Raw genomic sequence first — 25,871 nt, forward strand, 5'->3', positions numbered from 1 at the left:
CGCATCCTCATGCGATCCCTCGACCACCGAACTACCAACCGGCAAACCACCCAAAGCGACCTCACTGAAGCCGCTTGACATCCATAGGAGCATCCCCACCGGCTCCGCGCAGGGGCCCCGCGACGGCACCTGAGCCACGAACGGACGAGGCCCGCACCCGGTCGAACCGGTGCGGGCCTCCCCCGTACGCACACACGGGCTACTCGGCTACTCGCCCGCCTCCTTCTCCTCGGCGGCCTGCTCCTCCGCGGCCTTCTTCTCGGCCGCATCCGCGATCAACGCCTCGGCGAGCTGCTGCATCGACATCCGCCGGTCCATCGACGTCTTCTGGATCCACCGGAACGCGGCAGGCTCCGACAGACCGTAGTCCGTCTGCAGAATGCTCTTTGCCCGGTCCACCAGCTTGCGCGTCTCCAGCCGCTGCGCGAGATCCGCGACCTCGCTCTCCAGCGCCTTCAGCTCCGCGAACCGCGACACCGCCATCTCGATCGCCGGCACCACGTCGCTCTTGCTGAACGGCTTCACCAGATACGCCATCGCCCCGGCGTCCCGGGCCCGCTCGACGAGATCACGCTGCGAGAACGCGGTCAGCATCAGGACGGGCGCGATGGACTCCTCCGCGATCTTCTCCGCGGCGGAGATCCCGTCCAGGACCGGCATCTTCACATCGAGGATCACCAGATCGGGGCGGTGCTCCCGGGCCAGCTCGACCGCCCGCTGCCCGTCCCCGGCCTCGCCGACGACCGCGTAGCCCTCTTCCTCCAGCATCTCTTTGAGGTCGAGACGGATCAGCGCCTCGTCCTCGGCGATGACGACACGGGTCGTCAGCGGCGGAACGTGCGACTTGTCGTCGTCGGTGGGCTGGGGCGACTCGGGGGTGGTCACGTGGCTCCTCGTTCCAGGACAGGTACGGCTGCGAAGCAGCCTACCTACCTGACGCTCGCTTCCGTCACCAGGTACACTGCTGACCGGTTGATGAGCCGGGTTGGCGCAACTGGTTGACGCGGAGGTCTCAAACACCTCTGTCCGAAAGGACGTGTGGGTTCGAATCCCATACCCGGCACCACCTCATAAAAGCGGATGTTCTCGTTCTCGTGAACATCCGCCTTTTGCTGCTCAGAGCCGCTCGAAGTGGCCCAAAGTGGCGACATGAAATACCACGGCTCAGAGGTGCGGCAAAAAGCACTCACCCTTCTCAGGTCAGGCGCGAAAGGCGCCGATGTCGCTCGTCAGCTGAATGTTCCTCGCGGCACTGTCTCCTACTGGCTCCACATGGACCGCTTCAAGCGGGGCGAATGTCCGGGATCACACCACCCGACGTGCCACCGCTGCGACGGCGCCGACCTCAATGGGTCGGCCTACGCCTACCTGCTGGGCCTCTACCTGGGCGACGGCCATGTAAGCCAGTACGCGCGACACCGAGTACCGAACCTCGTCATCACTCTGGACGACTCCTGGCCCGGCATTCAGGACGAGGCCGAGACCGCGATGCGCGAGGTGTTCCCGGACAATGCCACGTCCCGGGTCCGCAGAGCAGGCTGCCACAACATCAAGGTCCACTCGAAGCACCTGCTCTGCTTGTTTCCCCAGCACGGCCCTGGCAAGAAGCACGACCGCGAGATCGCGTTGGAACCCTGGCAGCAAATGGTCGTCGATTCCAATCCCTGGGCCCTCATCCGGGGGCTCGTCCACTCCGATGGCTGCCGTATCACCAACTGGACCACTCGCCTCGTCGCGGGTGAGCGAAAGCGTTACGAATACCCTCGGTATTTCCTTGCCAACAAGTCGGACGACATCCGCAAGCTCTTCGGCGACACTCTCACCGCTGTGGGCGTTCAGTGGACGACTCTCGCGCGCGGCAGCGATCCGTTCGCCATCTCCGTCGCCCGACGGGCGTCCGTCGCTCTCATGGACGCCCATGTCGGGCCGAAGCACTGAACGACCGGCCTACTTGCCCCCGTCGTCCTCGCCGATGCGGTGCACCCGCACCAGGTTCGTCGAGCCCGGGACCCCCGGCGGGGAGCCTGCGGTGATCACGACGACGTCGCCCTCCTTGCAGCGGCCGATCTTCAGCAGCTCCTCGTCGACCTGGGCCACCATCGCGTCCGTCGAGTCGACGTGTGGGCCGAGGAAGGTCTCGACGCCCCAGGTCAGGTTGAGCTGGGAGCGGGTCGCCGGGTCCGGGGTGAAGGCCAGCAGCGGGATGGGCGAGCGGTAGCGGGAGAGGCGCCTGACGGTGTCGCCGCTCTGGGTGAAGGCGACGAGGAACTTGGCGCCCAGGAAGTCGCCCATCTCGGCCGCCGCGCGGGCCACCGCGCCGCCCTGGGTGCGGGGTTTGTTGCGGTCGGTGAGGGGCTTGAGGCCCTTGGCGAGGACGTCCTCCTCGGCGGCTTCGACGATGCGGGCCATCGTACGGACCGTCTCGACGGCGTATCGTCCGACGCTGGTCTCGCCGGACAGCATCACCGCGTCGGTGCCGTCGATGACGGCGTTGGCGACGTCGGACGCCTCGGCGCGGGTGGGACGGGAGTTCTCGATCATCGAGTCGAGCATCTGAGTCGCGACGATGACCGGCTTGGCGTTGCGCTTGGCGAGGTTGATGGCGCGCTTCTGCACGATCGGCACCTGTTCCAGGGGCATTTCGACGCCGAGGTCGCCGCGGGCGACCATGATCCCGTCGAAGGCGGCGACGATGCTGTCGATGTTCTCGACGGCCTGGGGCTTCTCGATCTTGGCGATGACCGGGAGGCGGCGGCCTTCCTCGTCCATGATGCGGTGGACGTCCTCGATGTCGCGTCCGCTGCGCACGAAGGAGAGGGCGACGACGTCGGCGCCGGTGCGCAGGGCCCAGCGGAGGTCCTCGATGTCCTTGTCGGAGAGGGCGGGGACGGAGACCGCGACGCCGGGGAGGTTGAGGCCCTTGTGGTCGGAGACCATGCCGCCTTCGAGGACGGTGGTGTGGACGCGGGGGCCGTCGACTTCGGTGACTTCGAGGGTGACGCGGCCGTCGTCGACGAGGATGCGTTCGCCGGGGGTGACGTCGGTGGCGAGTCCGTCGTAGGTGGTGCCGCAGGTGTGGCGGTCGCCTTCCATGGGCTCGACGGTGATGGTGAAGGTGTCACCGCGTTCAAGGAGTACGGGTCCTTCGCGGAAGCGTCCGAGTCGGATCTTCGGGCCTTGAAGGTCCGCGAGGATGCCGACGCTGCGGCCGGACTCGTCGGAGGCCTTGCGCACGTGGCGGTACCGCTCTTCGTGGTCGTTGTAGGTGCCGTGGCTGAGGTTGAGGCGGGCGATGTCCATTCCCGCCTCGACGAGTGCCTTGATCTGTTCGTACGAGGTGGTGGCGGGGCCCAGGGTGCAGACGATTTTGGCTCGGCGCATGGTTCGACCCTAGACCTTACCTACGGGTAGTTGATTGGCCACGCGTGACTACCCAACGACCTTTGAATGAAGGGTTGTTGACAAGTGTTGAATTGGGCGCCGATGCGCTCGGATGAGCATTCCTCCTTTCGGTATTCCTTTTTGAGGGTCGCGCCTCACAGTTCGGGCGGCGACATGATGAAGCGGGCGTTCACCTGGGCGCAGACGGTCTGGCGTCGGGGTTCGAGGTCGAGGGCGGGGGCCGGCGCCGCCGCGGCGCCGTAGCCGGCGCTTCTCGGGAATCCCGCGGGCGGAGCGGGCAGGGCCGGGGCGACGTTCTCGGCTCCGAGGTCGGCGAGCTCGACGAGAGCTGTGAGGTGGGAGCCGAGGGCGTCGGCGTATTCGCGCGCTCGCTGGACGGCTTCGTGTACGGCCTGGCGGCGGGCGTTCGCGTGGGCGGGTGAGTCGGGGCGCAGGGCCCACCAGGGGCCGTTGACGCGGGTCATGTCGAGGGCTGCCACACGGGTGACCAGTTCGCCGAGGGCGGTGAAGTCGTTGACGACGGCGGTGATGTGGACGCGGCCGTGGTAGGCGCGGATTTTTTCGTCGCGGCCCTTCTCGGCGAGTTCGGGGTTGATGGAGAGGGCGCCGGTTTCGAGTTTCTCGACCGCCGGGCCGTAGGAGCGCAGGAGTTCGAGGACGGTTCCGTTGCGGCGGGTGAGGTCTTCGAGGGCGGTGCGGCGGTCCTTGCCGCGGGCGGTGACGGTGATGCCCAAGTGGGCGATTTCGGGGTCTACTTCGATGCGGGCTTCGCCCCGGACCGCGACGCGGGGGTGCTCGGGGGTGCCGTAGGGGGCCGTGGTGTCGGTCATGGTTCCACTGTGGCACGCGGGTATGACAGCGGCTGGTCACCGGATCGCAACCCTGTGGGGGGTGTTGCTCGGTGTGGCTCCTGCGCCATTATCTACGCGCGTTGTGCGCTGTATGTGCGCTGGGCGGGGTGCGGTGTGGGGGCGGTGCGGTGTGCCGGTCGTCCTCCGGGCCGTGCCGGGCGCGCTGTGGGGTGTGTCGCCGTGCGGGTGCCGGGCCGCACGGCGACGGGGCTGCACGAGCACCGCGCTGGACGAGGTCGAGCTGTACGAGAACCGAGATGTACGAGAACCGAGATGTGGGAGACGAAATGCCGCTGAATCGTAGGACGTTCCTGGGCACGTCGGCGGCCGTGGGTGCCGGGGCGGCGATGGCGGGTGGTTCCGCCGTCCCCGCCGCGGCCCATGGTCATGGGCACGGCCACGGTCACGGGCGTCCGCCGAAGCGGTACTCGTTCACCGTGATGGGCACGACCGATCTGCACGGGAACGTCTTCAACTGGGACTACTTCACGGACAAGGAGTTCGACGACAAGGATCACAACGATGTGGGTCTGGCGAAGATCTCCACGTTGGTGGAGCAGGTGCGTCGTGAGAAGGGCCGTGGGAACACCCTGTTGATCGATGCGGGTGACACGATCCAGGGCACCCAGTTGTCGTACTACTACGCGAAGGTCGATCCGATCACGGCGAGGCGTGGTCCGGTGCATCCGATGGCGCAGGCGATGAACGCGATCGGCTATGACGCGGCGGCTCTGGGCAATCATGAGTTCAATTACGGGATCCCGGTGCTGCGGAAGTTTGAGGAGCAGTGTGATTTCCCGTTGCTGGGTGCGAACGCATTGGACGCGAAGTCGTTGCGGCCGGCGTTCGCCCCGTATGTGATCAAGCGGATGCGTACGCCGTTCGGCCGGGATGTGCGGGTGGCGGTTCTGGGGTTGACCAATCCGGGTGTCGCCATCTGGGACAAGGCGAATGTGAGCGGGAAGATGGTGTTTCCCGGTCTGGAGGAGCAGGCGGCGAAGTTCGTGCCGAGGCTGCGTTCCATGGGTGCGGACGTGGTGATCGTTTCGGCTCATTCGGGGACGAGTGGTACGTCGTCGTACGGTGATCAGGTTCCGCATGTCGAGAACGCGGCGGCTCTGGTGGCCGAGCAGGTTCCGGGTATCGACGCGATTCTGGTGGGGCATGCGCACCTGGAGATTCCTGAGTATTTCGTGGAGAACGAGCGGACGGGCAAGAAGGTGGTGTTGTCCGAGCCGTTGAAGTGGGGGCAGCGGCTGACGCTGTTCGACTTCGATCTGGTGTGGGAGCGGGGTCGTTGGGTGGTGGAGCGGGCGGGTTCGCGGGTGCTGAACTCGAACGCCGTGGCCGAGGACCCGAAGATCACGAGGTTGCTGGCGGACGAGCACCGGAAGGTCGTGGCGTACGTCAACCAGGTCATCGGTACGTCGTCGGCGGCGATGTCGACGGCCGAGGCGGCGTGGAAGGACGAGCCGATCATCGATCTGATCAATGTGGTCCAGACGGAGACGGTGAAGGCGGCGCTGGCGGGCGGGGCTTATGCGTCGCTTCCGGTGCTCTCGCAGGCGTCGTGTTTCTCGCGTACGGCGCGGATTCCGGAAGGGGACGTGACGATCAGGGATGCGGCGGGGTTGTATCCGTTCGAGAACACCCTGGAGGCTCGGGTGTTGACGGGTGCGCAGGTTCGCGAGTATCTGGAGTTCTCGGCGCGTTATTACGTGCGGACGGCCGCGGGTGCTCCGGTGGACACGTCGAAGCTGACGAACGCGGAGAACATTCCGGATTACAACTACGACGCGGTGTCGGGTCTGACGTATGAGATCGATATCGCGAAGCCGAATGGTTCGCGGATCGTGAATCTGTCGTTCGAGGGGAAGCCGATCGATCCTGCGGCGGAGTTCGTGCTGGCGGTGAACAACTACCGGGCGAGTGGTGGGGGCAATTTCCCGCATGTGGCGGGTGCCAAGCAGGTGTGGGCGAATTCGGAGGAGATCCGTAACACGATCATCTCCTGGGTGCGGGCGAAGGGTTCGGTGGATGCCGCGCAGTTCGCTTCGGTGGACTGGCGTCTGACGCGGGACGGCTCGCCGGTGTTCTGAGGGCTGTTCGGTGGTCGGTGGTGGCGCGTCCCGTGCGGGGCGATCGTCGCCCGGGGACGTGGTGGGAGTTCTTCGGGCCGTATCCGCCGGTCGGCGGGTACGGCCCGTGGTCCGAGCGGCTGCGGCGGTGGTCCGAGGGGCTGGTCGGACGGTTCGGGAGGGGCGGGGGGCGGCGATCCGTCGTCGTGCGCCCGCCAGGATTGCGGGACAGCTCTTCAGGGCCTCTCCAGACGTGCTGCCAGCCGTTCCGGGAGGGTGTCGCGGTTCGCCGGGGTCACCTGGAGGAGTTCGATGTCGGTGCGGTGCTTGAGGGCGTCGGTGAGCGGGCCGTGCTGTGCCTGGACGGTGGCGACGACATCGATGTCGGCTGCGAACAGTGCCCGGACGGCGTCCTGGAACGGGCGGTGGGCCAGTTCCATCTTTCCGAGCTCGTCGATGAGGACGAGGCGTCCGGGGGCCGGCGTGGCGGTGGGGGTCGGAGGCGGCCAGGACAGGGACGGCAGGGCCAGTCGTTCCATGACTTCGAGGTCGACGCCGTAGCGTCCGACCCGTGGTGGGCCCGGGAGGTCGACGTGGGCGAGCACGGCCCGTCGGCCGGCCAGTGTCTCCAGGGCGAACCCCACCCGTGTACCGCCTTCGCGGATCTCCTGGGTGGTGAAGCCGGTGGCCGGCCGGGCGTGCAGCAGCTCCGCCAGTCGGCGGATGGCGGTGGTCTTTCCGCTGCCGGGGCGTCCTTCCAGCAGGATCCTCGTCGGCATCGTGTGCTCCGAGATGTGGGCGGGAGCGGGTGGCCGGGTGGTGCGGCCCTGCTGCCAGTGTCCCATCGGGGTGGGTGGCTGGGCCTCCGCGCGTGCCGGGCGGGGTGTTCCCGGGGCGTCCGGTTCGTGGGGCCCGGGCCTGCCCGGCCCGGGTGGTCGGATCGGCTCCGGCTCGTTCGGCGCGCGCGATCGGGCCGGAGCTGTTCTGCTGGGGAGGTGGGGGCGTCGCGTGTTTTCGGGAGTGTTGTGGATGAATACGTACCGAGTCGCTCAGGTCGCCACGGCGGGCGGACCCTTCGAGCTCGTCGAGCGTGAGGTGCCGCAGCCGGGGCCTTGTCATGTGCGGATCGCCGTGGACGCTTGCGGGATCTGCCACAGCGACGTGCTCTTCGTGGATGCCGGGGTGCCCGGCGTGCGGTTTCCGCTGGTGCCCGGGCATGAGATCGCCGGTCGGATCGAGGCGCTGGGCGAGGGGGCGCAGGAGAGTGGTTGGCGGGTGGGGGATCGGGTGGCCGTGGGGTGGTTCGGGGGCAGTTGTGGTCACTGCACGCCCTGTCGGCAGGGTGATTTCATCGTGTGCGAGAACCTCAAGGTTCCCGGGTGGGCGTACGACGGGGGCTTCGCCGAGTCCGTGATCGCTCCGGTCGATGCCTTGGCGCGGATCCCCGACGCGCTGGCGGCGACCGATGCGGCGCCCATGGCGTGCGCGGGGGTGACCACGTACAACGGGCTGCGGCGCAGTGGCGCCCGGCCGGGTGACCTCGTGGCCGTTCTCGGTATTGGTGGTCTGGGTCATCTCGGGGTGATGTACGCGGCCGCGATGGGTTTCGAGACCGTGGCCATCGCGCGTGGGGGCGAGAAGGCCGATCTGGCCAAGCGGCTCGGGGCCCGGCATTACGTCGACAGCACGGGGAGCACGGGGGTCGCGGATGCGCTGCGGGCTCTGGGTGGTGCCAAGGTGGTCCTGGCCACGGCTGCCAATGCCGATGCGATCGCGGCGACCGTGGACGGGCTGGCGCATCGGGGTGAGCTGGTGGTGATCGGTGTGAGTCCCGAGCCGCTGGGGATCAGTCCGGTTCAGCTGATCATGAGTGGCAGGGTCGTGCGTGGTCATCCGTCCGGGACGGCGCGGGACGTGCAGGACACGATGGAGTTCAGTGCTCTGCACGGTATCCGTCCGATGGTGGAGGTCGTGCCGCTGGACCGGGTTGCGGAGGGGTATCGGAAGATGGTTTCGGGTGCTGCCCGTTTCCGTGCGGTGCTCGCGGCTCGTTGATGCGGCTCTCCATCATGACCACGTCACGCGACCTGTTGTTCGTCAGCCTGGACCAGGTGTCCGGTGGTGCTGTGGAGCAGGGTGACTTGTCGCTCGCTCTGGCGGGGGCCGAGGTGATCGATCTGCTCGGTGTCGAGGCCGTCGCTCTGGATGGTGATCGCATCGTGCCGGGTCATGTCCCGTCCTTGCCCGATCCGTTGCTGGATCGGGCCGCGTCGTCGCTTGTTCGTGACGCGCCGTACGAGTCGGTGGGTGACTGGTTGTGGCGCAGGGGGCGGGGTTTGTTGGCGGCGTATCTGGCCGTTCTCGAGGCGGAGGGGAAGCTCGCTCGGCGGCACCGTCGCGGGGTGCGTTTCGGGGCGGGTCGGATCGTGCCGGAGGATTCGCCGGACCGCAGTGACGCGGCGAGTCGTTGGGCGTCGGGGGAGCCCGTCCTGGTCGGTCTGGCGGCGGCTCTCGGGATCCGTGGCGGGGACGGTGGGGAGGGTGAGGAGGATGAGGAGGGCGTGGGTGTTGCCGACTCCCCCGGCGTGGACGACGACGCCGTGGACACCGTGCTCGCCGCCGTCCATGAGGCGTTGACGCGGTTGGAGGCCGTGCGGTTGCGGCGTTCCGTCGAGCAGGCCGCGTTCGACAACATCTGGCGGGGCGAGTGATGCGGTGGGGGGTTCTTCGGTGGGTCGGTGCGGAGCGGCCGTCTGGAGCGGCCGTCTTCTCCTGGGGAGGGGCGGCCGCGTTGTGTGGCGTGGTGCGGGGTCAGTGGTTGTGGGTGAGGGGGATGCGGTCGGGGTTCTGGGTGGGGACGGGTGGGGGGGTGGGGGTGAGGCCGAAGGTGGTGAAGGCGGTGCGTTGTGGGAGTGGGTAGGGGGTGGTGCCGGTGAGGTGGTTGAGGATGGTGGCGCTGCGCCAGGCGGCGAGTCCGAGGTCGGGGGTGCCGACGCCGTGGGTGTGGCGTCCGGCGTTCTGTACGTAGATGTTGCCGGTAATGGTGGGGTCGAGGGTGAGGCGGAAGTGGTGGTCGATGCGGGGGCGGGCGGAGTCGTCGCGGTGGAGGTGGGGTGCGAGTCCGCCGAGGATGCGGTCGAGGGGGCGTTCGTGGTAGCCGGTGGCGAGGATGACGGCGTTGGTGGTGAGGGTGGTGCGGGTGTTTTGTTGGGTGTGTTCCAGGTGGAGTTCGATGCGGGTGTCGTCGATGCGCTCCGCGGTGCGGACGGTGACGCCGGGGGTGAGGGTGGTGCGGGGCCAGCCGCCGTGGAGGGTGCGGCGGTAGAGCTCATCGTGGATGGCGGCGATGGTGTCGGTGTCGATGCCTTTGTAGAGCTGCCATTGGTGGGGAACGAGTTCGTCGCGTACGGCTTCGGGGAGGGTGTGGAAGTAGTGGCTGTAGTCGGGGGTGAAGTGTTCGAGGCCGAGTTTGGAGTATTCCATCGGGGCGAAGGCGGGGGTGCGGGCGAGCCAGTGGAGGTTTTCTCGGCCGGTGGGGCGGGCGCGGATGAGGTCGAGGAAGATCTCGGCGCCGGATTGTCCGGAGCCGATGATGGTGATGTGTTCCGCGTCGAGGATGCTCCGGCGGTGGTGGAGGTAGTCGCCGGAGTGGAGGACGGGGACCGAGGGGGCTTCGGCGAGGGGTTTGAGGGGTTCGGGGATGTGGGGTTCGGTGCCGATGCCGAGGACGATGTTGCGGGTGTGGGTGCGGCCCAGGGCTTCGGCTTCTCCGTCGGCGTCGAGTTGGGTGTAGTCGACTTCGAAGCAGTCGTGCCGGTCGTTCCAGCGGATCGCGTCGACCTGGTGGTTGAAGTGGAGTCCGGGGAGTTGGTGGGTGACCCAGCGGCAGTAGGCGTCGTATTCGGCGCGTTGGATGTGGAAGCGTTCGGCGAAGTAGAAGGGGAAGAGGCGGTCGCGGGTGCGGAGGTAGTTGAGGAAGCTCCAGGGGCTGGTGGGGTCGGCGAGGGTGACGAGGTCGGCGAGGAAGGGGACTTGGAGGCTGGCTCCGTCGATGAGGAGGCCGGGGTGCCAGTGGAAGGCGGGGCGTTGTTCGTAGAAGGCGGTGGTGAGGGGGCGGGTGGTGGCGGGGATGCCGTGGGCGAGTGCGGCGAGGGAGAGGTTGAAGGGGCCGATGCCGATGCCGACGAGGTCGTGTGGCTGGTCGGTTCGGGGGGTGGGTCGGTCGGTCATCGGGGGGTGTTGCCTTTCGTGAGTTCGTCGGTGAGGTCGTCGACGAGGTCGAGGAGGGTGTGGAGGTCCTCGGGGGTGGTGTGGGGGTTGAGGAGGGTGGCTTTGAGCCAGAGGCGGTCGCCGGTGTGGGCGCGGCCGAGGACGGCGTGGCCTCGGGTGAGGAGGGTGCGGCGGATGGTGGCCACGGTGTGGTCGTCGGCGTCGGTGGGGCGGAAGAGGACGGTGGTGATGGTGGGGTGGTCGTAGAGGTCGAGGGTGGGGGTTTTGGTGATGAGGTCGGCGAGGTGGTGGGCGGTGGTGACGGTGCGGTCGATGAGGTCGGCGAGTCCGTCGCGGCCGAGGGCTTTGAGGGTGACGGCGATCTTGAGGGTGTCGGGGCGGCGGGTGGTGCGCAGGGAGCGGCCGAGGAGGTCGGGGAGGCCAGCTTCGGTGTCGTCGTCGGCGTTGAGGTAGGGGGCGTGGTGGTGAAGGGGGTGGAGGTGGGTGTGGTGGGGGACGGCGAGGATGCCCGCGGGTGCGGGTTGCCAGCCGAGTTTGTGGAGGTCGAGGGTGACGCTGTGGGCGCGGTCGAGGCCGTGGAGTTTGCCGCGGTGGGTGGGGCTGAGGAGGAGGGGTCCGCCGTAGGCGGCGTCGATGTGGAGTTCGGCGCCGTGGATGGCGCAGAGGTCGGCGATGTCGGTGAGGGGGTCGATCTGGCCGGTGTTGGTGGTGCCGGCGGTGGCGGTGACGAGGAGGGGGCGGTGGTGGTGTCGGGTGAGGGTTTCTTGGAGTGCGGCGAGGTCCATGACGCCGGTGGGGGCGGGGATGACGACGGGTTCGGGGAGGCCGAGGAGCCAGGCGGCCCGGGTGATGCTGTGGTGGGCGTTGGTGGCGTGGATGGTCTGGACGGGGCCGTTGCGTTCGCGGGCGAGGAGGAGGGCGAGTTGGTTGGCTTCGGTGCCGCCGGTGGTGAGGAGCGCGTCGGGTGAGGGGTGGTGGGGGTAGACCTCGGCGGCGAGGGCGGCGGTGGTGTCGGCTTCGAGGGTGGAGGCGGCGGGTGCCTGGTCCCAGGAGTCCATGGAGGGGTTGAGGGCGGAGGCGGCGAGGTCGGCGGCGGTGGCGAGGGCGAGGGGTGGGGTGTGGAGGTGTGCGGCGCAGAGGGGGTGTGCGGGGTCCGCGGCGCCTTCGGCGAGGGCGGTGACGAGGGTGCGGAGGGCTTCGTGGGGGCCGGTGCCGTGGTCGGGGATGAGGGGGTGGGTGCTGGTGCGGGTGTGGTGGGTGACGGTGTCGGGTCCGCCGGTCGGGAGGGGGCCGTCGCGTCGGTGCGCGCCGTCCTGGAGTGCGGTGAGGACGGTGTCGAGGAGGGGGCGGAGCGCGTCGGGGCCGGTGGTGGAGCCGGCGAGGGGTGGGGTGGGCATGACGGCGGGGCCCTTCGGATGTGGTGCGTGGCATGGGTGGACATGCCAGCTTGTCCGGGATTCGGAGGGCGCGGCCGCGGAGCGCGGTGATCTGAACTCGAAAGGGGGATGTGAGGTGCGTGTGGGGTCGATGTGGCAGGTGGTGGTGGTAGTGGGGGCGTGATGGTCGTGGGAGGCGCGGGTCATGGGTGTGCCCGGCGCCTCCGTGGGTGGAGGGTGCGCCGGGCACGGGTGGTTGGGCGGTGATGGGTGGTGCGGGTGATGTTGGTGATGTGCGGATGTGGGTGTTGTACGTGGTGTGGGTGGGGCGAGTGGGTCGGGTGCGGCTGGTGGGCTGCCGCGGGTCGGTGGGTGCCGGTGGTTGGGCGGTTGGTGCCTGCCGGCGGGCGACCGTTGATGGATCGGCGTCGGCCGGCACCAGTGGTGACGGGTTGGTGCCGGCCGGCGGGTGACGGTGGTGGGTTGGTGCGGATCAGTGGGCTTCGCGTACGGCGAGGGCGCGGCGGAGGTCGTCGAGCTGGTCGATGAGCTTGCGGCGCAGGGCCGGGATGAGGTCGGTGTCGTTCAGGGCCTGCTCGCCGAGGTGCAGGTTGTCGGCGTCGACGGCGTACCCGGGGAACGCGTAGCGGCCCGCGGCTTCGGCGATGGCGGGGCCGCGGCGGGAGGCGAGGCGGGTGGCCTCGGGGTAGTAGCGCGGCACGTAGTCCCGTACGAGATCGGCCTGTTCGGGCTGCCAGAAGCCTTGGGCGGTGGCGGTGAACAGGTAGTTGGAGAGGGTGTCGTCGTTGAAGAGGGTGTGCCAGGCGGCGGCCTTGGCCTCGGGGGTGGGGAGGGCGGCGCGGCAGCGGGCGGCGCCTTCCTGTCCGGTGGCGCTGGGGTCCTGTTCGAGTTCGGTGGCGATGTGGGCCTCGTCGATGGCGCCGAGGACGGCGAGACGGGTGAGGATGCGCCAGCGCAGTTCGGGGTCGAGTTCGGGTCCGCCGGGGACGGATCCGTTGGTGAGCCAGTCCTGGATGGTGTCGGGCTGGGTGGCGGCGTCGATGAGGTGGCGTACGGCGACGAGGCGGAGGCCGGGGTTGTGGCCGTCCTCGGTGCGGCGGATGAGGTCGCGGCAGAGTGCGGTGATGGTGGCGAGAGCGGCGGGCCGGTTCTCGGGGGTGAGGTAGTGGCCGGCGATGTGGGTGCCCGCGAAGGCGAGTACGCCCTGGGCGAGGGCGAGGTCGGTCTCGTGCGGAAGGTGGGTGCGGGCGGTGTCGAGATAGGTGGTGGGGGCGAGTTCGCCGTCGCGGACCATGTCGCGGGCGGCGTTCCAGACGACGGCGCGGGTCAGCGCGTCGGGGATGCCGGACAGGTGCTGAAGGGCGGTGTCCCAGGAGGTGGCGTCGAGGCGGACCTTGGCGTAGCTGAGGTCGCTGTCGTTGAGGACGACGAGTGCGGGACGGCGGCCGGGCAGCGGGTCGGCCGGGCCGTCGCCGGGGACGTCGGTCTCGAAGCGGTCGCGCAGGACCAGGCGGCCGGGTCCGGTGTGGGTGGGGGTTCCGGAGAAGTCGGGGGCGTGGTCGTAGGCGCCGACGGCGATGCGGTGGGGGCGGCTGCCGCCGTGGTCGACGGTGACGGACCAGGTGCCGTCGGACTCCTGGACGCGGGAGGTGAGGGTGTCGACTCCGGTGGTGCGCAGCCATGTCTCGGCCCAGGCGTGGACGTCGCGGTCGGTGGCCGATGCGAGGCTGTCGATGAAGTCGGCGAGGGTGGCGTTGGCGAACTTGTGGCGGGCGAAGTGGGTGTTGATACCGGCCAGGAAGTCCTTCTCGCCGAGCCAGGCGACGAGTTGGCGCAGGGCGGAGGCGCCCTTGGCGTAGGAGATGCCGTCGAAGTTGAGCATCGCGGAGGCGGTGTCGGGGACGGCGGCGGGATCGGGGGCGACGGGGTGGGTGGAGGGGCGCTGGTCGGCGTCGTATCCCCAGCCCTTGCGTGCGACGCCGAAGTCGACCCAGGTGTCGGTGAAGCGGGTGGCTTCGGCGAGGGTCTGGTAGCCCATGTACTCGGCGAAGGACTCGTTGAGCCAGATGTCGTCCCACCAGGCGAGGGTGACGAGGTCGCCGAACCACATGTGGGCCATTTCGTGGGCAATGACCATGCCGCGGGTCTGGCGTTCGGTGTCGGTAACGGCGGAGCGGTAGACGAATTCGTCGCGGAAGGTGACGAGTCCGGGGTTCTCCATGGCGCCCGCGTTGAATTCGGGGACGAATGCCTGGTCGTAGGAGTCGAAGGGGTAGGGCTCGTCGAACTTCTCGTGGAAGCGGTCGAAGCAGGCCCGGGTGATGTCGAGGATCTCGTCGGCGTCCGCGTCGAGGTGGGGGGCCAGCGAGCGGCGGCAGTGGATACCGAAGGGCAGTCCGGCGTGTTCGGTGGTCACGGAGTGCCAGGGGCCGGCGGCGACGGCGACGAGGTAGGTGGAGATGAGGGGGGTGGGGGCCAGGGTCCAGCGGCCGTCGCCGCGGTGTTCGGCGATGCCGTTACCGAGGACGGTCCAGCCTTCGGGGGCGGTGACGGCGAGTTCGAAGACGGACTTGAGGTCCGGCTGGTCGAACGCGGCGAAGACGCGCTGGACGTCTTCCATGAAGAGTTGGGTGTAGGCGTACGTCTCGCCGTCGGTGGGGTCGGTGAAGCGGTGCATGCCTTCGCCGGTGCGGGAGTAGCGCATGGCGGCGTCGACGCGCAGTTCGTGTGCGCCGGCGGTGAGGGCGGTGAGCGGGAAGCGGTTCTCGACGAGGTCGGCGGGGTCGAGTGGCTGTCCGTCGAGGCTGATCGAGCGCAGGACGGCCGGCTTGAGTTCGACGAACGTGTCTCCGGCCGCGGCTGCGGTGAACTGGATGACGGTGCGGGAGTCGAAGGTCTCCTCCCCCGCGGTCAGATCGAGGTCGATCGTGTACCGCTGTACGTCGAGGAACTGGGCTCGGGTCTGCGCTTCGTCGCGCGTCAGTACGGACATGCGTCCATGCTGCCGTACGGGCCGGGCGCCGCGCAGGCGGGTTCTCACAGGGCTGAGAAGTACGCCGGGGCGCGGTGTCACACCGGGGCGCGGGAATGTGCCAGGCCGGGCACGGGAGGCCGCGTGGCGGGTCCGTCGGCCGCCGTCGGTGCGCCCCGGTGGCGTACGGGCGATCAGGAGTCGCGGCGTTCGTGGGACCAGGGGTCACGAGTCGCGGCGCGGGACCAGGAGATCACAGGCCGGGAAGGCCACGGGGCGAGGAGGTCACGGACCGGGAAGGCCACAGGGCGAGGAGGTCACGGACCGGGAAGGCCACAGGGCGGGAAGGTCAGGGCGCGGTCCCTTTGCGGTCCGCCGGGGCTCCGGGGGCGGGCGTGACGCGGAGGAGAGCGGTGACGGTCTCCCGGTACCCGTCGTGTCCGCTCAGGACGGCGTGGCGCAGCGCCCAGGCGTCCGGGCCGAGTTGTGAGGTGCACTCCTCGGACCGTTCCCGGCATGTCGTGCACTCCACCTGTCGCACCGGTGGCGACGCATCCTCGCTCCGGTCCGGGCCGATCGACCAGCCGGTTTCCCGGATCGCCTTGCTCATCCGGTCGTTCCCCCGTCGTGTGCGGGTTTGGTGGCACAGCCCCCGTAGAGAGGGGCGTGCCCCGGGCAGGCGTACACCTTGGTGCCGACGCCGGACGCGGCGTACACCTCGTCGACCTTGATCGGGAGCCTTGTCACCTTTCCGTCGTGGCAACAGCGTTCCAGCCGTGCCGGCACATGGAAGATCTCCGTCATGATGACCCTCGTTCGCCGTTGAATCGGGTGGTAGGGAACCAGCGTGCCGGACGGTGGCGGGCTCAACACTCACACATCCGTGAGTGCCGGTGTCGTCGTCGGGACGGCCGGGTGGCCGAGGACTTCACAGGCCGATCCAGGCCGCCAGGTGTCCCAGGGTCTCGGGGGTGCGGCGCGACGTGTGCACCAGGCCCTTGACGGTCTCGCGCGCCCCGGGGTGGTAGCGCGTCTGCTCGGGAGCCGTGCGGCGGGCGGCGGCGATGCTCGCGAGGGCAGCTTCGGTCCGGCCGGTCTCCATCTCCGAGCGTGCCCTGTCGATCAGGAAGTGGGCGCGCCGGGACGTGGCCAGGGTGGGTGGCAGGCCGATGCGCCTCGCCTGGGTGAGTGCCTCGTCGTACTGGTGCATCTCGACGGCGGCGGACATGCGGTGCAGGGCCACGTTCGTCGGGCCGAAGGAGAGCCAGTGGATCTCCGGGACCTCCCCCACCAGCCCGGCGCAGCGTTCGGCTTCCGCGAGGTGGACGTCGACGGTCGTCGCCCGGCCGGCGCGGGCCGCGATCACGGAGGCGCCCAGGTGCAGTTGTCCGGTCACGGTGATGGTCTGCGTCGTCGGTGGGACGGAGGCGATCAGCCCGTGTCCGGCGCGGACGAGCCGCCGGCCGATGGCGTATTCGCCCTCCCGGAAGTACGCCAGTGCCCGCATGTACTGGCGGATGGCGGCCAGGCAGGGGTCGGAGGCGCGCTGGGCCGCCCAGTCCATGCGGTCGAGGGCCACCGAACTGAGGTCGTAGTAGCCGAGTTTGACCGCGATGTCGTGGGCGGTGCGGTAGGTGGAGGCGAGGGCCTGCCACAGCCGGGTGGAGGGGTCCCGTGAGACCGCGGTGGTCAGTTGCGCGATCGTCCCGGGCAGGCGTCGGGCGGCGCTGTGCAGCCTGGCCGCCCGGACGTCGGCGCACAGTCGGTCCGCGGCCGTGTGGAGTGCGTGGGCGGGTACGTGGGGCAGTGTTTCGTCGGCCCCGAGGTCGTAGAGGTCGAGTGCCTCGCGGATGGGGCGTACGAGTTCGGCGAGCCGGCCCTGTTGCGGTTCGGTCGCGTACGGCTCCCCCGTCAGGGTCGCGACGTCGATCCGCAGGGCGTGCGCGACGGCCGTGACGAAGTCGGCGCCCGCCGGTTTCGCGCCGCACTCGACCTGGTTGAGCAGGCTGTAGGAGTAGGGGATCCGCTCGGCCAGCTGTCTCTGTGTCAGTCGGGCCAGTCGGCGCTGTTCCCTGATCCGGTCTCCTACGGCATCGTCGTGCGGATTGCACACACTGGCCTCCGTTCCTCGCTCGTGAGCATGAGGAAGGTACACACGGAAGATCGTTCCGGGGTCGGGCATCGTCCCCAATCCACCCGTATCGGGGGTGGTCGGGGTGGTTGCGTGTGCTGTCGTCCTCGGTGTGGGATGGCGCCCATGACCGCCAGAACGCTGTACCTGTTCGGTTCCGCCGCACCCCCTGTTCTCGATGTTTCCCTGGTCATCGGCCTGTTGCGGGACCGGGGTTGGGATGTGTGTCTCGGTCTGACACCGACTGCGGCGCGGTGGCTGCGGGAGGAGTTGCCGGAGTTGGAGAAGTTGACCGGGCATCCCGTACGTTCTGAGTACAAGCGGCCGGGTGATCCGGACGTCTGGCCGCGGGCCGACGCGATCCTGCTGGCGCCGGCCTCGTTCAACACCATCAATCAGTGGGCGCTCGGTCTCACGTCCTCGTTCGTCGTCGGTGTCGTGGCCGAGGGGATCGGCAAGGGGATCCGGACGGTGACCATGCCGTGCGTGAACACCGCCTTCGTACGGCATCCGCAGTTCGAACGGTCGGTGGAGACGTTGCGGTCCGCGGGGGTGCACGTGCTGTACGGGAACGGCGGCTTCGTGCCGAACCAGCCGGGCGAACGGCGCCCCGGCGGGTATCCGTGGGAGATCGCCGTCGACGCGCTGGACGGTACGTCGAGAGGGGTGGAGTCCGGCTCGTCGTGAGCGCGTCGGTGTTGCCTCGGGCCGGATGCCGCGCCGCGTCGGCAGGGCGGCCGCGGTGTGGCCGAGGTCGTGACCGCGGTGCGCCGGGGTGGTGACGGCGGTGTGCCGGACGGCCGTGTGCGGGTGGCTTCTCGGGGCGGGGAGGGACGGCGGTTGAGTACCGCGCGGGGCGGGGGGTCGTGGCTCGCCCGCGCGGCGGGCGACGGCGATCACGTCGACGAATCGGCCTCGGCCGGGCTCGTGGTCCTGGCCACGGGGCTCGGGCTGCTGGTGAGTGCCTGGGTGGTGTGGTCGAGGCGTCGGCGGGCGGTCCCGCCCCGCGCCCTCGTGACTGAGCGACCCGCGCCCTCGTGACTGAGCCACCCGCGTCCTCGTGACCGGGCAACCCGCGCCCTCATGACCGAGCGAGCCGTGTTCTTGCGACCGAGCCACCCGTGGCCGGGCGACCGGGCGATCGTGTCCTCGTGGCCGGGCCGCCCGTTTCCTCGTGAGCGAGGACGAGGAGGGCGAAGGAAGGGCGGGCCCGGCCCAAAGGCTCAGGCGTTCTGGTCGGTCGCCGACTCCTCCGCGATCCGCTCGTGGTGCCGGATGACCTCGGCGACGATGAAGTTCAGCAGCTTCTCCGCGAAGGCCGGGTCGAGATGCGCGCTCTCCGCCAGTTGCCTCAGCCGGGCGATCTGCCGGGCCTCCCGGGCCGGGTCGGCCGGGGGCAGGTGGTGGGCGGCCTTGAGGTGGCCGACCTGCTGGGTGCACTTGAAGCGCTCGGCGAGCATGTGGACGACCGCCGCGTCGATGTTGTCGATGCTCTTGCGCAGGCGGTTCAGTTCCGTGCTCACGGACTCGTCGATGTCCTTCGTGGTCATGGTCAGCGAGCTTAGACGGTGTCCTGTGCGGGGTTCGGCCGTCGGTCCGGCTCGGAGCGCCGGACCGAGCGGAGGGATGGTCGGCGGGTTCTCCGGATCCGGCACCTGGTCGCTCCAGCCGCCCGGGACGTTGCGGCCCTGCTGTTCGCGGAACCGGACCGGTGCCGAGCCGACGCGGCGGGCGAAGAGCCTGGAGAAGTACGCCGGGTCGTCGTAACCCACGCGCCGGGCGACCGCGGCGACCGGCAGGTCCGTGGCGACGAGGAGTTCCTTGGCGCGGCCGAGGCGGATGCCGAGAAGGTAGTCCTTGGGGCTGCAGCCCGCCCCGCGCCGTACCGCCGTACGCAGTTCGGCGGGTGTCATGCCGTGCCGGGCGGCGTGCTCGGCGACGGACAGCGGCTGGAAGGCGTCCCGGGCGAGGGCCTGGAGCACGGGGTCGCCGTCGGGGCTGACATCGGCGCGGGCCCGGCGCAGGGCGACGAGGAGTTCGTGGACGGCGGCTCCGGTCTCGACCTCCAGCAGGGGGTTGTCGCGTCGGGCGGCCCGGACCATCCGGCCCACCGCGGCGCGGGGCCCGGCCGTGTCGGCGAGCGGGACGAGCGGGCGGTCGGGTTCGATGTAGCCGAGTTCGGTGTACGTGGTGGTGGCGGGGCCGGTGAAGTCGACGAAGCTCTCGTCCCAGCCGGTGCCCGGATCGGCGCCGTAGTGGTGCGGGGTGCCGGGGGTCAGCCAGATCAGACTGGGTGCGACGACGGGGATCCGGCGGCCGTCGGGCCCGCCGAACCAGCCGCTGCCGGAATGGACGACGACGGCCACGTGGTGGTCCAGGGTGCGCGGGCCGACCGTCGGCAGGGCGCCGTGCTGCAGCCCCACGCCGAGGCAGACGAGGCCCAGCCGGTGGTGGAGCGGGCTGGGGGTGAAGAAGCGCATCCAGGTGTGATACATCGGCCTTCCTTTCCTCCCCCTCGTCGTGCTGCCCGGTCGGACATCCTTCCTGGTCGGACATGGTGCCTGGTCGGACAGGGTCCGAACAATTGTGTCCAAACAGCAGTGATCTTTGTCCATGGACCGGTCGCTCGCCAGGGGGCGAGGCTTGGGTGCGACATTCCTCCCGGGTTCGCCCGCTCCGTGGTGCGTGCCCTCGTGCGACGGTCGGCATGCCGCGCCGGGACCGCACGTACAGGAGACGACGAGCACGATGGCTGACTTCACCGTGGGGGACGACCACTTCCGGATCGACGGGAAGCCCGTACGGCTGCTGTCGGGTGCCCTGCACTACTTCCGGGTCCACGAGGCGCAGTGGGACCACCGGCTGGCGATGCTGCGCGCCATGGGCCTGAACTGCGTCGAGACGTACGTTCCGTGGAACCTCCACGAGCCGCGTCCCGGCCGGTACCGGGACGTGGGGGCGCTGGGCCGCTTCCTGGACGCGGCGCAGCGGGCCGGACTGTGGGCGATCGTCCGCCCGGGGCCGTACATCTGCGCGGAATGGGAGAACGGGGGGCTGCCGGTCTGGGTGACCGGGCGGTTCGGGCGCCGGGCGCGGACCCGTGACGAGGAGTACCTGGACGCCGTGGAGCGGTGGTTCACGGCACTGCTGCCGCAGGTGGTGCAGCGGCAGATCGGCCGGGGCGGTCCGGTGATCATGGTTCAGGCGGAGAACGAGTACGGGAGCTACGGCACCGACCAGGTCTACCTGCGGCGGGTGGCGGGGATGCTGCGCGAGCTCGGGGTGACCGTTCCGCTGTTCACGTCCGACGGGCCGGAGGACCACATGCTCACGGGGGGTTCCGTGCCGGGGCTGCCGGCCACGGCGAACTTCGGTTCGGGGGCGCGGGAGGCTTTCGAGGTGTTGCGCCGCCATCAGCCGAAGGGGCCGCTGATGTGCATGGAGTTCTGGTGCGGGTGGTTCGATCACTGGGGTGCCGAGCCGGTCGTGCGCGATCCGGAGGAGTCCGCCCGGGCGCTGCGGGAGATCCTGGAGTGCGGGGCGTCGGTGAACATCTACATGGCGCACGGCGGGACGAACTTCGCCGGGTGGGCCGGGGCCAACCGTTCGGGCCCGTTGCAGGACCAGGGCTTCCTGCCGACGGTGACGTCGTACGACTACGACGCGCCGATCGACGAGTACGGACGTCCCACGGAGAAGTTCTGGCGGTTCCGGGAGGTGCTGGCCGAGTACGCGGACGGGCCGCTTCCGGAGCCTGCGCCGGAGCCCGCGCCGCTGGCCGCCCCGGTGCGCGCGGAGTTGACGGACTGGGCCCCGCTCGCCGCCGTGCTGGAGGCGCTGGGCGACGAGGAGCCCGCGCCATTGGGGGTTCCGCCGACGTTCGAGGAGCTCGGGGTCGACCGGGGGCTGGTGCGCTACCAGGTCGCGGTGCCGGGGCCGCGCATCCCGTACGCCCTGGGGACGGTGGGGCTGCGGGACCGGGCCGTGGTGTATGTGGACGGTGTCCGCGCGGGTGTGCTGAGCGAGGAGAACGGCACCCTGGACGAGCCGGTGGCCGGTCCCGCCGAGGTCGAGCTGTGGGTGGAGTCGCTGGGCCGGGTCAACTACGGGCCGCGGCTCGGTGAGCCCAAGGGGATCACGGGCGGGGTGGTGCACGAACGGCAGTATCTGCACGGGGTACGGGCGCGGGCGCTGCGGCTGGAGGCGTTCGAGGAGCCGGACGCGCTGGCCGGGGTGGCGTTCGAGGACATCCGATGTGCCGGGGAGGCCGGGGAAGCGGTGCGGGCCGGGGGTGTCGGCGAGGCGCGGCGTACCGGGTTGTTCCGGGGCACCTTCGAGGTCACGGGCGCGGCGGGCACGGGGCACGCGGGGCTGGAACTGCCGGGCTGGACACGGGGGTTCGTGTGGGTGAACGGTTTCGGCCTGGGCCGGTACTGGTCGAGCGGCCCGCAGCGGACACTGTACGTGCCGGGGCCGGTTCTGCGGGAGGGCGCCAACGAGGTGTGGGTGCTGGAGCTGGAGGACGCGGGCGCCCCGTACGCCGAACTGGGTCCGGGGGTGCCCGTCCGGGCCGCGGACGCCCCGGGGGACGCCCGGATGTGAGCCGGGGTCCAAAACGCGGCACCGGGGCCGGAACGTGATGCCTGGGCCGGGAGCGCGGCATCCGGCACCGGCCCATGGCCCCGGCGGATCGCCGGGACCGGGGCCGGTGCCGGGCCGATGGCCTGGAGCCCGTTCCGGAGCCCCCGTTCGCGGGTACCGGGCCCGGTCGGGCTCCGGGTTCAGGAGCCCCGGCTCACGGACTTACGGACGGACTCACAGCCTTACGGCTTACGGACGTGCAGGTTCCCGGATCAGAGCGTGGACGCGGCCGAGGCGATCTGGGACGCGAAGGTCGAGACCTCGGTGTAGACGCCCGGGTAGCCGGGCCTGGCGCACCCCTGGCCCCAGCTGACGATGCCGACCTGGATCCAGGATCCGGAGTCGTCCTTGCGGAACATGGGACCGCCGGAGTCGCCCTGGCAGGTGTCCACGCCGCCGGTGTCGATCAGACCGGCGCAGATCTCCTCGCCGGGGACGAGGTCGCCGCCGTACGCGGCCTGGCACTCGGCGTCGGAGACGAACGGCACGGTCGCCTTGAGCAGGTAGCGCTGCTGCGAGCCGCCCTCGGTGGCCGCGCCCCAGCCGGCGATGGTGAAGGTGCCGTTGTTGTACGCGGTGCTGGTGGCGATCTTGAGGGTGGGCTGGTCGATCGGCTTGGCCAGCTTGATCAGTGCCCAGTCCTTGCCCGTGCCGTTGTAGCCGGGGGCCTGGAGGACCTTGGTGGACTTGACCTTGATGGCGCTGGAGGACTGCAGGTCGACGACGCCGGCGGTGGCGGTGATGGAGGTGTCGTTGCCCGATCCGTCCACGCAGTGCGCGGCGGTGAGCACGATGTCCTTGGCGTAGAGAGCGCCTCCGCAGCCCATCGACAGCCGAACCATGAACGGGAATTCGCCCTGGGCCGCACGGGTCCCGCCGACGACGGGCGCGGGCGCCGCGGAGGCTCCGGCGGGCTGGAGGCTGACGGCCGCGAGGGCCACGGCGGCCATGACGGAACATCTTTTCAGGGCGCGCAGAAGCTGCTTCAAGGGACTGCCTTCTTTCGTGGGGGGTGTCGTAGGAGATCTCGTGAGGGATCTCCCGATCTCGCGGGGTGTGTCCGCCCTCGCCCGGGGCCCGGCGCACGGGCAGGATCACCCGGTTGGTCATGCTCCCGACAAAGGCATGCTTGGGATTATCGGGAAGCGATCACGACCTCCACAAGGTTCGCTTTTCAGCCAAGATCACCAATGCCCTCGCGGCTACAGTGGAGAGCGGTCGGACGTCGCGGACGGGGGTGGACACGTGGCGGACAGTCGGGGCGGCAGCCGGGCCGGTGGTGGGCCGGTCGTCCACGGTTTCCCTCATCTCGGGACCGTCCGTTCCGCGATCACGGCGCTGTACCGGAGGCTGTCGTACGACGGGGTGCACGGTTACGCCACGAGCCTCGCCGCGGCCGACGTCGCCTTCTTCGACCACGACGACCTGCACCTCGGAGCCCAGCGGGTGGCCCGGGCCGTGGTCCAGCACCTGCGCCTGCCCGACGCCCGGATGATCGTCGCGTTCCGGACCACGGAGCACGCCGCCACGGTCGAACTCACCGCGGGGCCGGAGTACTTCATCGAACTCAACGACCGGTTCCGCACCCACCGCAGGGACGTCGGCGCCGCTCTCTCGCACGAGATCACGCATGTCCTGCTGCACCGGCTCGGCCTGGAGTTCCCGGGGACGCGGGACAACGAGATCCTCACCGACACCGTGACGGTCTACCTCGGCGCGGGCTGGCTGCTGCTGGACGCCTTCCGCGAGGACGCCGTATCCAGCCAGAAGCTCGGCTACCTCACCCCGGAGGAGTTCGGGTACGTCCTCGCCAAGCGGGCGTTCGCCTTCGGCGAGGACCCCTCCCCCTGGTTCACCAGCCCGCAGGCGTACACGGCCTACACGAAGGGGCGCGCGCAGGCCCTGCGTGACAACCGGCAGCCCCCGCTCGCCTCCGCCGGCTGGGCGTCCCGGCACCACTACGCCCGCGACCGGCGGGCCGCCCAGGAGCTTCGCGACGCGCCCGCGTACCCGGCCCCCGACGTCCCGTACGCCTTCGAGAACGGCCCGCGGGGACTCCGGGTCTCCTTCCCCTGCCCCACTTGCCACCAGCGCCTGCGCGTTCCGGTGCGCGGCCGGATGCGGGCCCGGTGCGGACTGTGCCGGACGGTCCTGGACTGCGACACCTGAACGTACGGGCACCGCGGTGGCGGTGTCCTGGCCGGTACGACGGGGTATGGCGAAGTGCGGCAGGGGTGCACCGGCCGGCGGCACACCGCCCTACCCGGCCCCGTACACCGGCCGCGACGCCTCCGCGCGGGCGAGCAGCTTGCGGGCCGTCTCCCCCGCCTCGGCCGGCGCCCACCGGGCCCTGCGGTCCTCGGTGGGGCCGGGGCGCCAGCCCTCCATGACCGTGATGCGCCCGGCCTCCGCCTCGAAGACGCGCCCGGTCACCCCGTCGCTCGCGGCCGAGCCGAGCCACACCACCAGCGGGGACACGTTCTCGGGGGCCATCGCGTCGAACTCCCCCTCCCCCGGCGCCGCCATGGTCTCGGCGAAGGTCCGCTCGGTCATCCGGGTCCGGGCCGCCGGGGCGATCGCGTTGACCTGGACCCCGTACCGCCCCAGCTCCGCGGCGGCGACCAGGGTCAGGCCCACGATGCCGGCCTTCGCGGCGGAGTAGTTGCCCTGGCCGACGCTCCCGAGCAGACCCGCGCCGGAGCCGGTGTTGACGACCCGGGCGACCGGTGGACGGCCCGCCTTGGCCTCGGCCCGCCAGTGCCGGGCGGCCTGACGCAGCGGCAGGAAGTGGCCCTTAAGGTGGACCCGCATCACCGCGTCCCAGTCGTCCTCGTCCAGGTTCACCAGCATCCGGTCGCGCAGGAATCCGGCGTTGTTGACCAGGGTGTCCAGCCGCCCGAAGGTCTCCAGCGCGGAGGTGACCAGTGACGCGGCCCCTTCCGCGGTGGCGATGTCGCCGGTGTGGGCGACCGCCTCGCCGCCCGCCGCCGAGATCTCGTCGGCCACCTGCCGGGCCGGGCCGTCCGATCCCCCGGCTCCGTCGGCACCGACACCGAGATCGTTGACCACGACCCGTGCCCCTTCGGCGGCGAACGCGAGCGCGTGCGCCCGGCCGAGCCCGCGCCCGGCACCGGTCACGACCACCACCCGCCCGGCACACAGCCCCCTCTCGGCCCGCTCCGTCCGATCCGCCCGCCTCGCTCGCTCGGGTCGTGCCGCGCCGTATCCGTCCCTGCTCGTGGCCATCGCACCTCTTCCCTGTTGGCGATGCGGGGGCAGACTGCTACCTTCCACACCTAACAAATGTTTGGTGGAAAGGTAGCTGATTCGCTCATGGGTGTCTCCACCACAAGCCCGGACAAGGGCATCCGCCTGATCACGGTCGACCACCCGCCCGTCAATGCGCTGCCCGTGCGGGGCTGGTACGACCTCGCCGACGCCCTGCGCGCGGCGGGGCGCGACCCGGAGGTCCGTTGTGTCGTCCTGACCGCCGCAGGGCGCGGTTTCAACGCGGGCGTCGACATCAAGGAGATGCAGCGCGACACCGGACACGACGCCCTGATCGGCGCCAACCGCGGCTGCTACGAGGCGTTCTCGGCGGTGTACGAGTGCGAGGTGCCGGTCGTCGCCGCGGTGCACGGCTTCTGTCTCGGCGGCGGCATCGGGCTGGTCGGCAACGCGGACGCGATCGTCGCGAGCGAGGACGCCACGTTCGGCCTGCCCGAGCTGGACCGGGGCGCGCTGGGTGCGGCGACCCATCTCGCCCGGCTCGTGCCGCAGCACCTGATGCGCGCGCTGTACTACACCTCGCGCACCGCCACCGCCGCCGAGCTGCACTCCCACGGATCGGTCTGGAAGGTCGTCCCGCGCGAAGAACTCCTGGACGCGGCGATGGAGTTGGCGGGCGAGATCGCCGGCAAGGACGGATATCTGATCCGGCTGGCCAAGGCCGCCATCAACGGCATCGACCCGGTCGACGTCCACCGCAGCTACCGCTTCGAACAGGGCTTCACCTTCGAGGCCGGTCTCAGCGGTGCCGCCGGCCGGGTCCGTGACACCTTCGGCAGGGAGGCACGACCGTGACCGGAACCGACCCCAGGGCCACAGCCGGGACCGGCCCCGCCCCCGCCGCAGGGACCGAAACCGGGGCCGGCCCGGACGCGAGGACCG

General features: G+C 70.2%; 21 protein-coding genes, 1 tRNA gene and 1 pseudogene. 9 read left to right on the forward strand and 14 right to left on the reverse strand.

What is annotated here, in order from left to right; genetic code table 11:
• Positions 1-207: 207 nt before the first annotated feature.
• Positions 208-885 carry a response regulator gene (locus ACFYY6_RS08275; RefSeq protein WP_351517886.1) on the reverse strand — a complete coding sequence of 226 codons (678 nt, stop codon included), beginning with the start codon at positions 883-885 and terminating at the stop codon, positions 208-210.
• Between the two features lie 94 nt (positions 886-979).
• Between ACFYY6_RS08275 and ACFYY6_RS08280 the strand changes: the two genes are divergently transcribed.
• Positions 980-1,066, forward strand: a tRNA-Leu gene (locus tag ACFYY6_RS08280).
• An 83-nt stretch (positions 1,067-1,149) separates the two neighbouring features.
• Positions 1,150-1,938, forward strand: coding sequence for a helix-turn-helix domain-containing protein (locus ACFYY6_RS08285; RefSeq protein ID WP_351517884.1), 789 nt, complete (start codon positions 1,150-1,152; stop codon positions 1,936-1,938).
• Positions 1,939-1,947: 9 nt separating this feature from the next.
• On the opposite strand, the gene pyk is transcribed toward ACFYY6_RS08285, so the two are convergent.
• Together pyk and ACFYY6_RS08295 are read right to left on the reverse strand one after the other, a co-directional pair.
• Entirely contained in the window at positions 1,948-3,381 is a 1,434-nt protein-coding gene (pyk, locus tag ACFYY6_RS08290) for a pyruvate kinase (RefSeq protein WP_389192233.1), read from the reverse strand.
• Positions 3,382-3,536: 155 nt separating this feature from the next.
• Positions 3,537-4,232 carry an SIMPL domain-containing protein gene (locus ACFYY6_RS08295; protein ID WP_389192236.1) on the reverse strand — a complete coding sequence of 232 codons (696 nt, stop codon included), beginning with the start codon at positions 4,230-4,232 and terminating at the stop codon, positions 3,537-3,539.
• A gap of 308 nt (positions 4,233-4,540) precedes the next feature.
• Here ACFYY6_RS08295 and ACFYY6_RS08300 point away from each other — a divergent pair, with 308 nt between their 5' ends.
• A complete protein-coding gene (locus ACFYY6_RS08300) occupies positions 4,541-6,352 on the forward strand; it encodes a bifunctional metallophosphatase/5'-nucleotidase (protein WP_386609881.1) in 1,812 nt (603 codons plus the stop codon).
• A 215-nt stretch (positions 6,353-6,567) separates the two neighbouring features.
• Here ACFYY6_RS08300 and ACFYY6_RS08305 read toward each other — a convergent pair whose 3' ends face one another.
• Positions 6,568-7,110 carry a nucleoside-triphosphatase gene (locus tag ACFYY6_RS08305; RefSeq protein ID WP_351623534.1) on the reverse strand — a complete coding sequence of 181 codons (543 nt, stop codon included), beginning with the start codon at positions 7,108-7,110 and terminating at the stop codon, positions 6,568-6,570.
• 250 nt (positions 7,111-7,360) lie between these two features.
• On the opposite strand from ACFYY6_RS08305, the gene ACFYY6_RS08310 reads away from it, so the two are divergent.
• Both ACFYY6_RS08310 and ACFYY6_RS08315 read left to right on the forward strand, forming a co-directional pair.
• Positions 7,361-8,386 carry an alcohol dehydrogenase catalytic domain-containing protein gene (locus ACFYY6_RS08310; RefSeq protein ID WP_389192239.1) on the forward strand — a complete coding sequence of 342 codons (1,026 nt, stop codon included), beginning with the start codon at positions 7,361-7,363 and terminating at the stop codon, positions 8,384-8,386.
• A 14-nt stretch (positions 8,387-8,400) separates the two neighbouring features.
• Positions 8,401-9,042: a GPP34 family phosphoprotein gene (locus ACFYY6_RS08315; RefSeq protein WP_389192553.1), complete on the forward strand. Its 642-nt coding sequence runs from the start codon at positions 8,401-8,403 to the stop codon at positions 9,040-9,042.
• A 100-nt stretch (positions 9,043-9,142) separates the two neighbouring features.
• On the opposite strand, the gene ACFYY6_RS08320 is transcribed toward ACFYY6_RS08315, so the two are convergent.
• From ACFYY6_RS08320 to ACFYY6_RS08345, 6 genes are all read right to left on the reverse strand, one after another.
• Positions 9,143-10,561: a lysine N(6)-hydroxylase/L-ornithine N(5)-oxygenase family protein gene (locus ACFYY6_RS08320; protein WP_389192242.1), complete on the reverse strand. Its 1,419-nt coding sequence runs from the start codon at positions 10,559-10,561 to the stop codon at positions 9,143-9,145.
• On the reverse strand, positions 10,558-11,958 hold the full coding sequence (locus ACFYY6_RS08325; protein ID WP_389192245.1) for a pyridoxal phosphate-dependent decarboxylase family protein: 1,401 nt from the start codon (positions 11,956-11,958) through the stop codon (positions 10,558-10,560). The genes ACFYY6_RS08320 and ACFYY6_RS08325 overlap by 4 nt, the downstream gene beginning before the upstream one ends.
• 472 nt (positions 11,959-12,430) lie before the next feature.
• On the reverse strand, positions 12,431-14,950 hold the full coding sequence (gene pepN / locus ACFYY6_RS08330) for an aminopeptidase N (protein WP_351623537.1): 2,520 nt from the start codon (positions 14,948-14,950) through the stop codon (positions 12,431-12,433).
• Positions 14,951-15,278: 328 nt separating this feature from the next.
• Positions 15,279-15,539 (reverse strand): hypothetical protein, encoded by a 261-nt coding sequence (locus ACFYY6_RS08335; RefSeq protein WP_351517873.1) that lies wholly within the window; start codon positions 15,537-15,539, stop codon positions 15,279-15,281.
• The gene (locus ACFYY6_RS08340; RefSeq protein WP_351517871.1) at positions 15,536-15,733 is read right to left on the reverse strand and encodes a hypothetical protein; all 198 of its coding nucleotides are present in this window, start codon (positions 15,731-15,733) and stop codon (positions 15,536-15,538) included. The genes ACFYY6_RS08335 and ACFYY6_RS08340 overlap by 4 nt, the downstream gene beginning before the upstream one ends.
• Before the next feature lie 124 nt (positions 15,734-15,857).
• Positions 15,858-17,042: a helix-turn-helix transcriptional regulator gene (locus ACFYY6_RS08345; protein ID WP_351517869.1), complete on the reverse strand. Its 1,185-nt coding sequence runs from the start codon at positions 17,040-17,042 to the stop codon at positions 15,858-15,860.
• A 144-nt stretch (positions 17,043-17,186) separates the two neighbouring features.
• On the opposite strand from ACFYY6_RS08345, the gene ACFYY6_RS08350 reads away from it, so the two are divergent.
• The gene (locus ACFYY6_RS08350; RefSeq protein ID WP_351517868.1) at positions 17,187-17,747 is read left to right on the forward strand and encodes a flavoprotein; all 561 of its coding nucleotides are present in this window, start codon (positions 17,187-17,189) and stop codon (positions 17,745-17,747) included.
• Positions 17,748-18,283: 536 nt separating this feature from the next.
• On the opposite strand, the gene ACFYY6_RS08355 is transcribed toward ACFYY6_RS08350, so the two are convergent.
• Together ACFYY6_RS08355 and ACFYY6_RS08360 are read right to left on the reverse strand one after the other, a co-directional pair.
• Entirely contained in the window at positions 18,284-18,610 is a 327-nt protein-coding gene (locus tag ACFYY6_RS08355; RefSeq protein ID WP_351517896.1) for a chorismate mutase, read from the reverse strand.
• Between the two features lie 69 nt (positions 18,611-18,679).
• Positions 18,680-19,555 (reverse strand): annotated as a pseudogene (locus ACFYY6_RS08360) (helix-turn-helix domain-containing protein); the annotation flags it as partial.
• A 253-nt stretch (positions 19,556-19,808) separates the two neighbouring features.
• Between ACFYY6_RS08360 and ACFYY6_RS08365 the strand changes: the two are divergent.
• Positions 19,809-21,662 carry a beta-galactosidase family protein gene (locus ACFYY6_RS08365; protein WP_351623541.1) on the forward strand — a complete coding sequence of 618 codons (1,854 nt, stop codon included), beginning with the start codon at positions 19,809-19,811 and terminating at the stop codon, positions 21,660-21,662.
• 251 nt (positions 21,663-21,913) lie between these two features.
• Here ACFYY6_RS08365 and ACFYY6_RS08370 read toward each other — a convergent pair whose 3' ends face one another.
• Positions 21,914-22,690 (reverse strand): serine protease, encoded by a 777-nt coding sequence (locus ACFYY6_RS08370; RefSeq protein WP_360109089.1) that lies wholly within the window; start codon positions 22,688-22,690, stop codon positions 21,914-21,916.
• A gap of 256 nt (positions 22,691-22,946) precedes the next feature.
• Between ACFYY6_RS08370 and ACFYY6_RS08375 the strand changes: the two genes are divergently transcribed.
• Entirely contained in the window at positions 22,947-23,870 is a 924-nt protein-coding gene (locus ACFYY6_RS08375) for a hypothetical protein (RefSeq protein WP_386609863.1), read from the forward strand.
• A gap of 90 nt (positions 23,871-23,960) precedes the next feature.
• On the opposite strand, the gene ACFYY6_RS08380 is transcribed toward ACFYY6_RS08375, so the two are convergent.
• Positions 23,961-24,863 carry an SDR family oxidoreductase gene (locus ACFYY6_RS08380; RefSeq protein WP_389192556.1) on the reverse strand — a complete coding sequence of 301 codons (903 nt, stop codon included), beginning with the start codon at positions 24,861-24,863 and terminating at the stop codon, positions 23,961-23,963.
• A gap of 171 nt (positions 24,864-25,034) precedes the next feature.
• On the opposite strand from ACFYY6_RS08380, the gene ACFYY6_RS08385 reads away from it, so the two are divergent.
• Positions 25,035-25,784 (forward strand): enoyl-CoA hydratase family protein, encoded by a 750-nt coding sequence (locus ACFYY6_RS08385; protein WP_389192250.1) that lies wholly within the window; start codon positions 25,035-25,037, stop codon positions 25,782-25,784.
• Positions 25,785-25,871: the final 87 nt, after the last annotated feature.

The organism is Streptomyces sp. NPDC001750, from assembly GCF_042892615.1.
GTDB lineage: Bacteria > Actinomycetota > Actinomycetes > Streptomycetales > Streptomycetaceae > Streptomyces.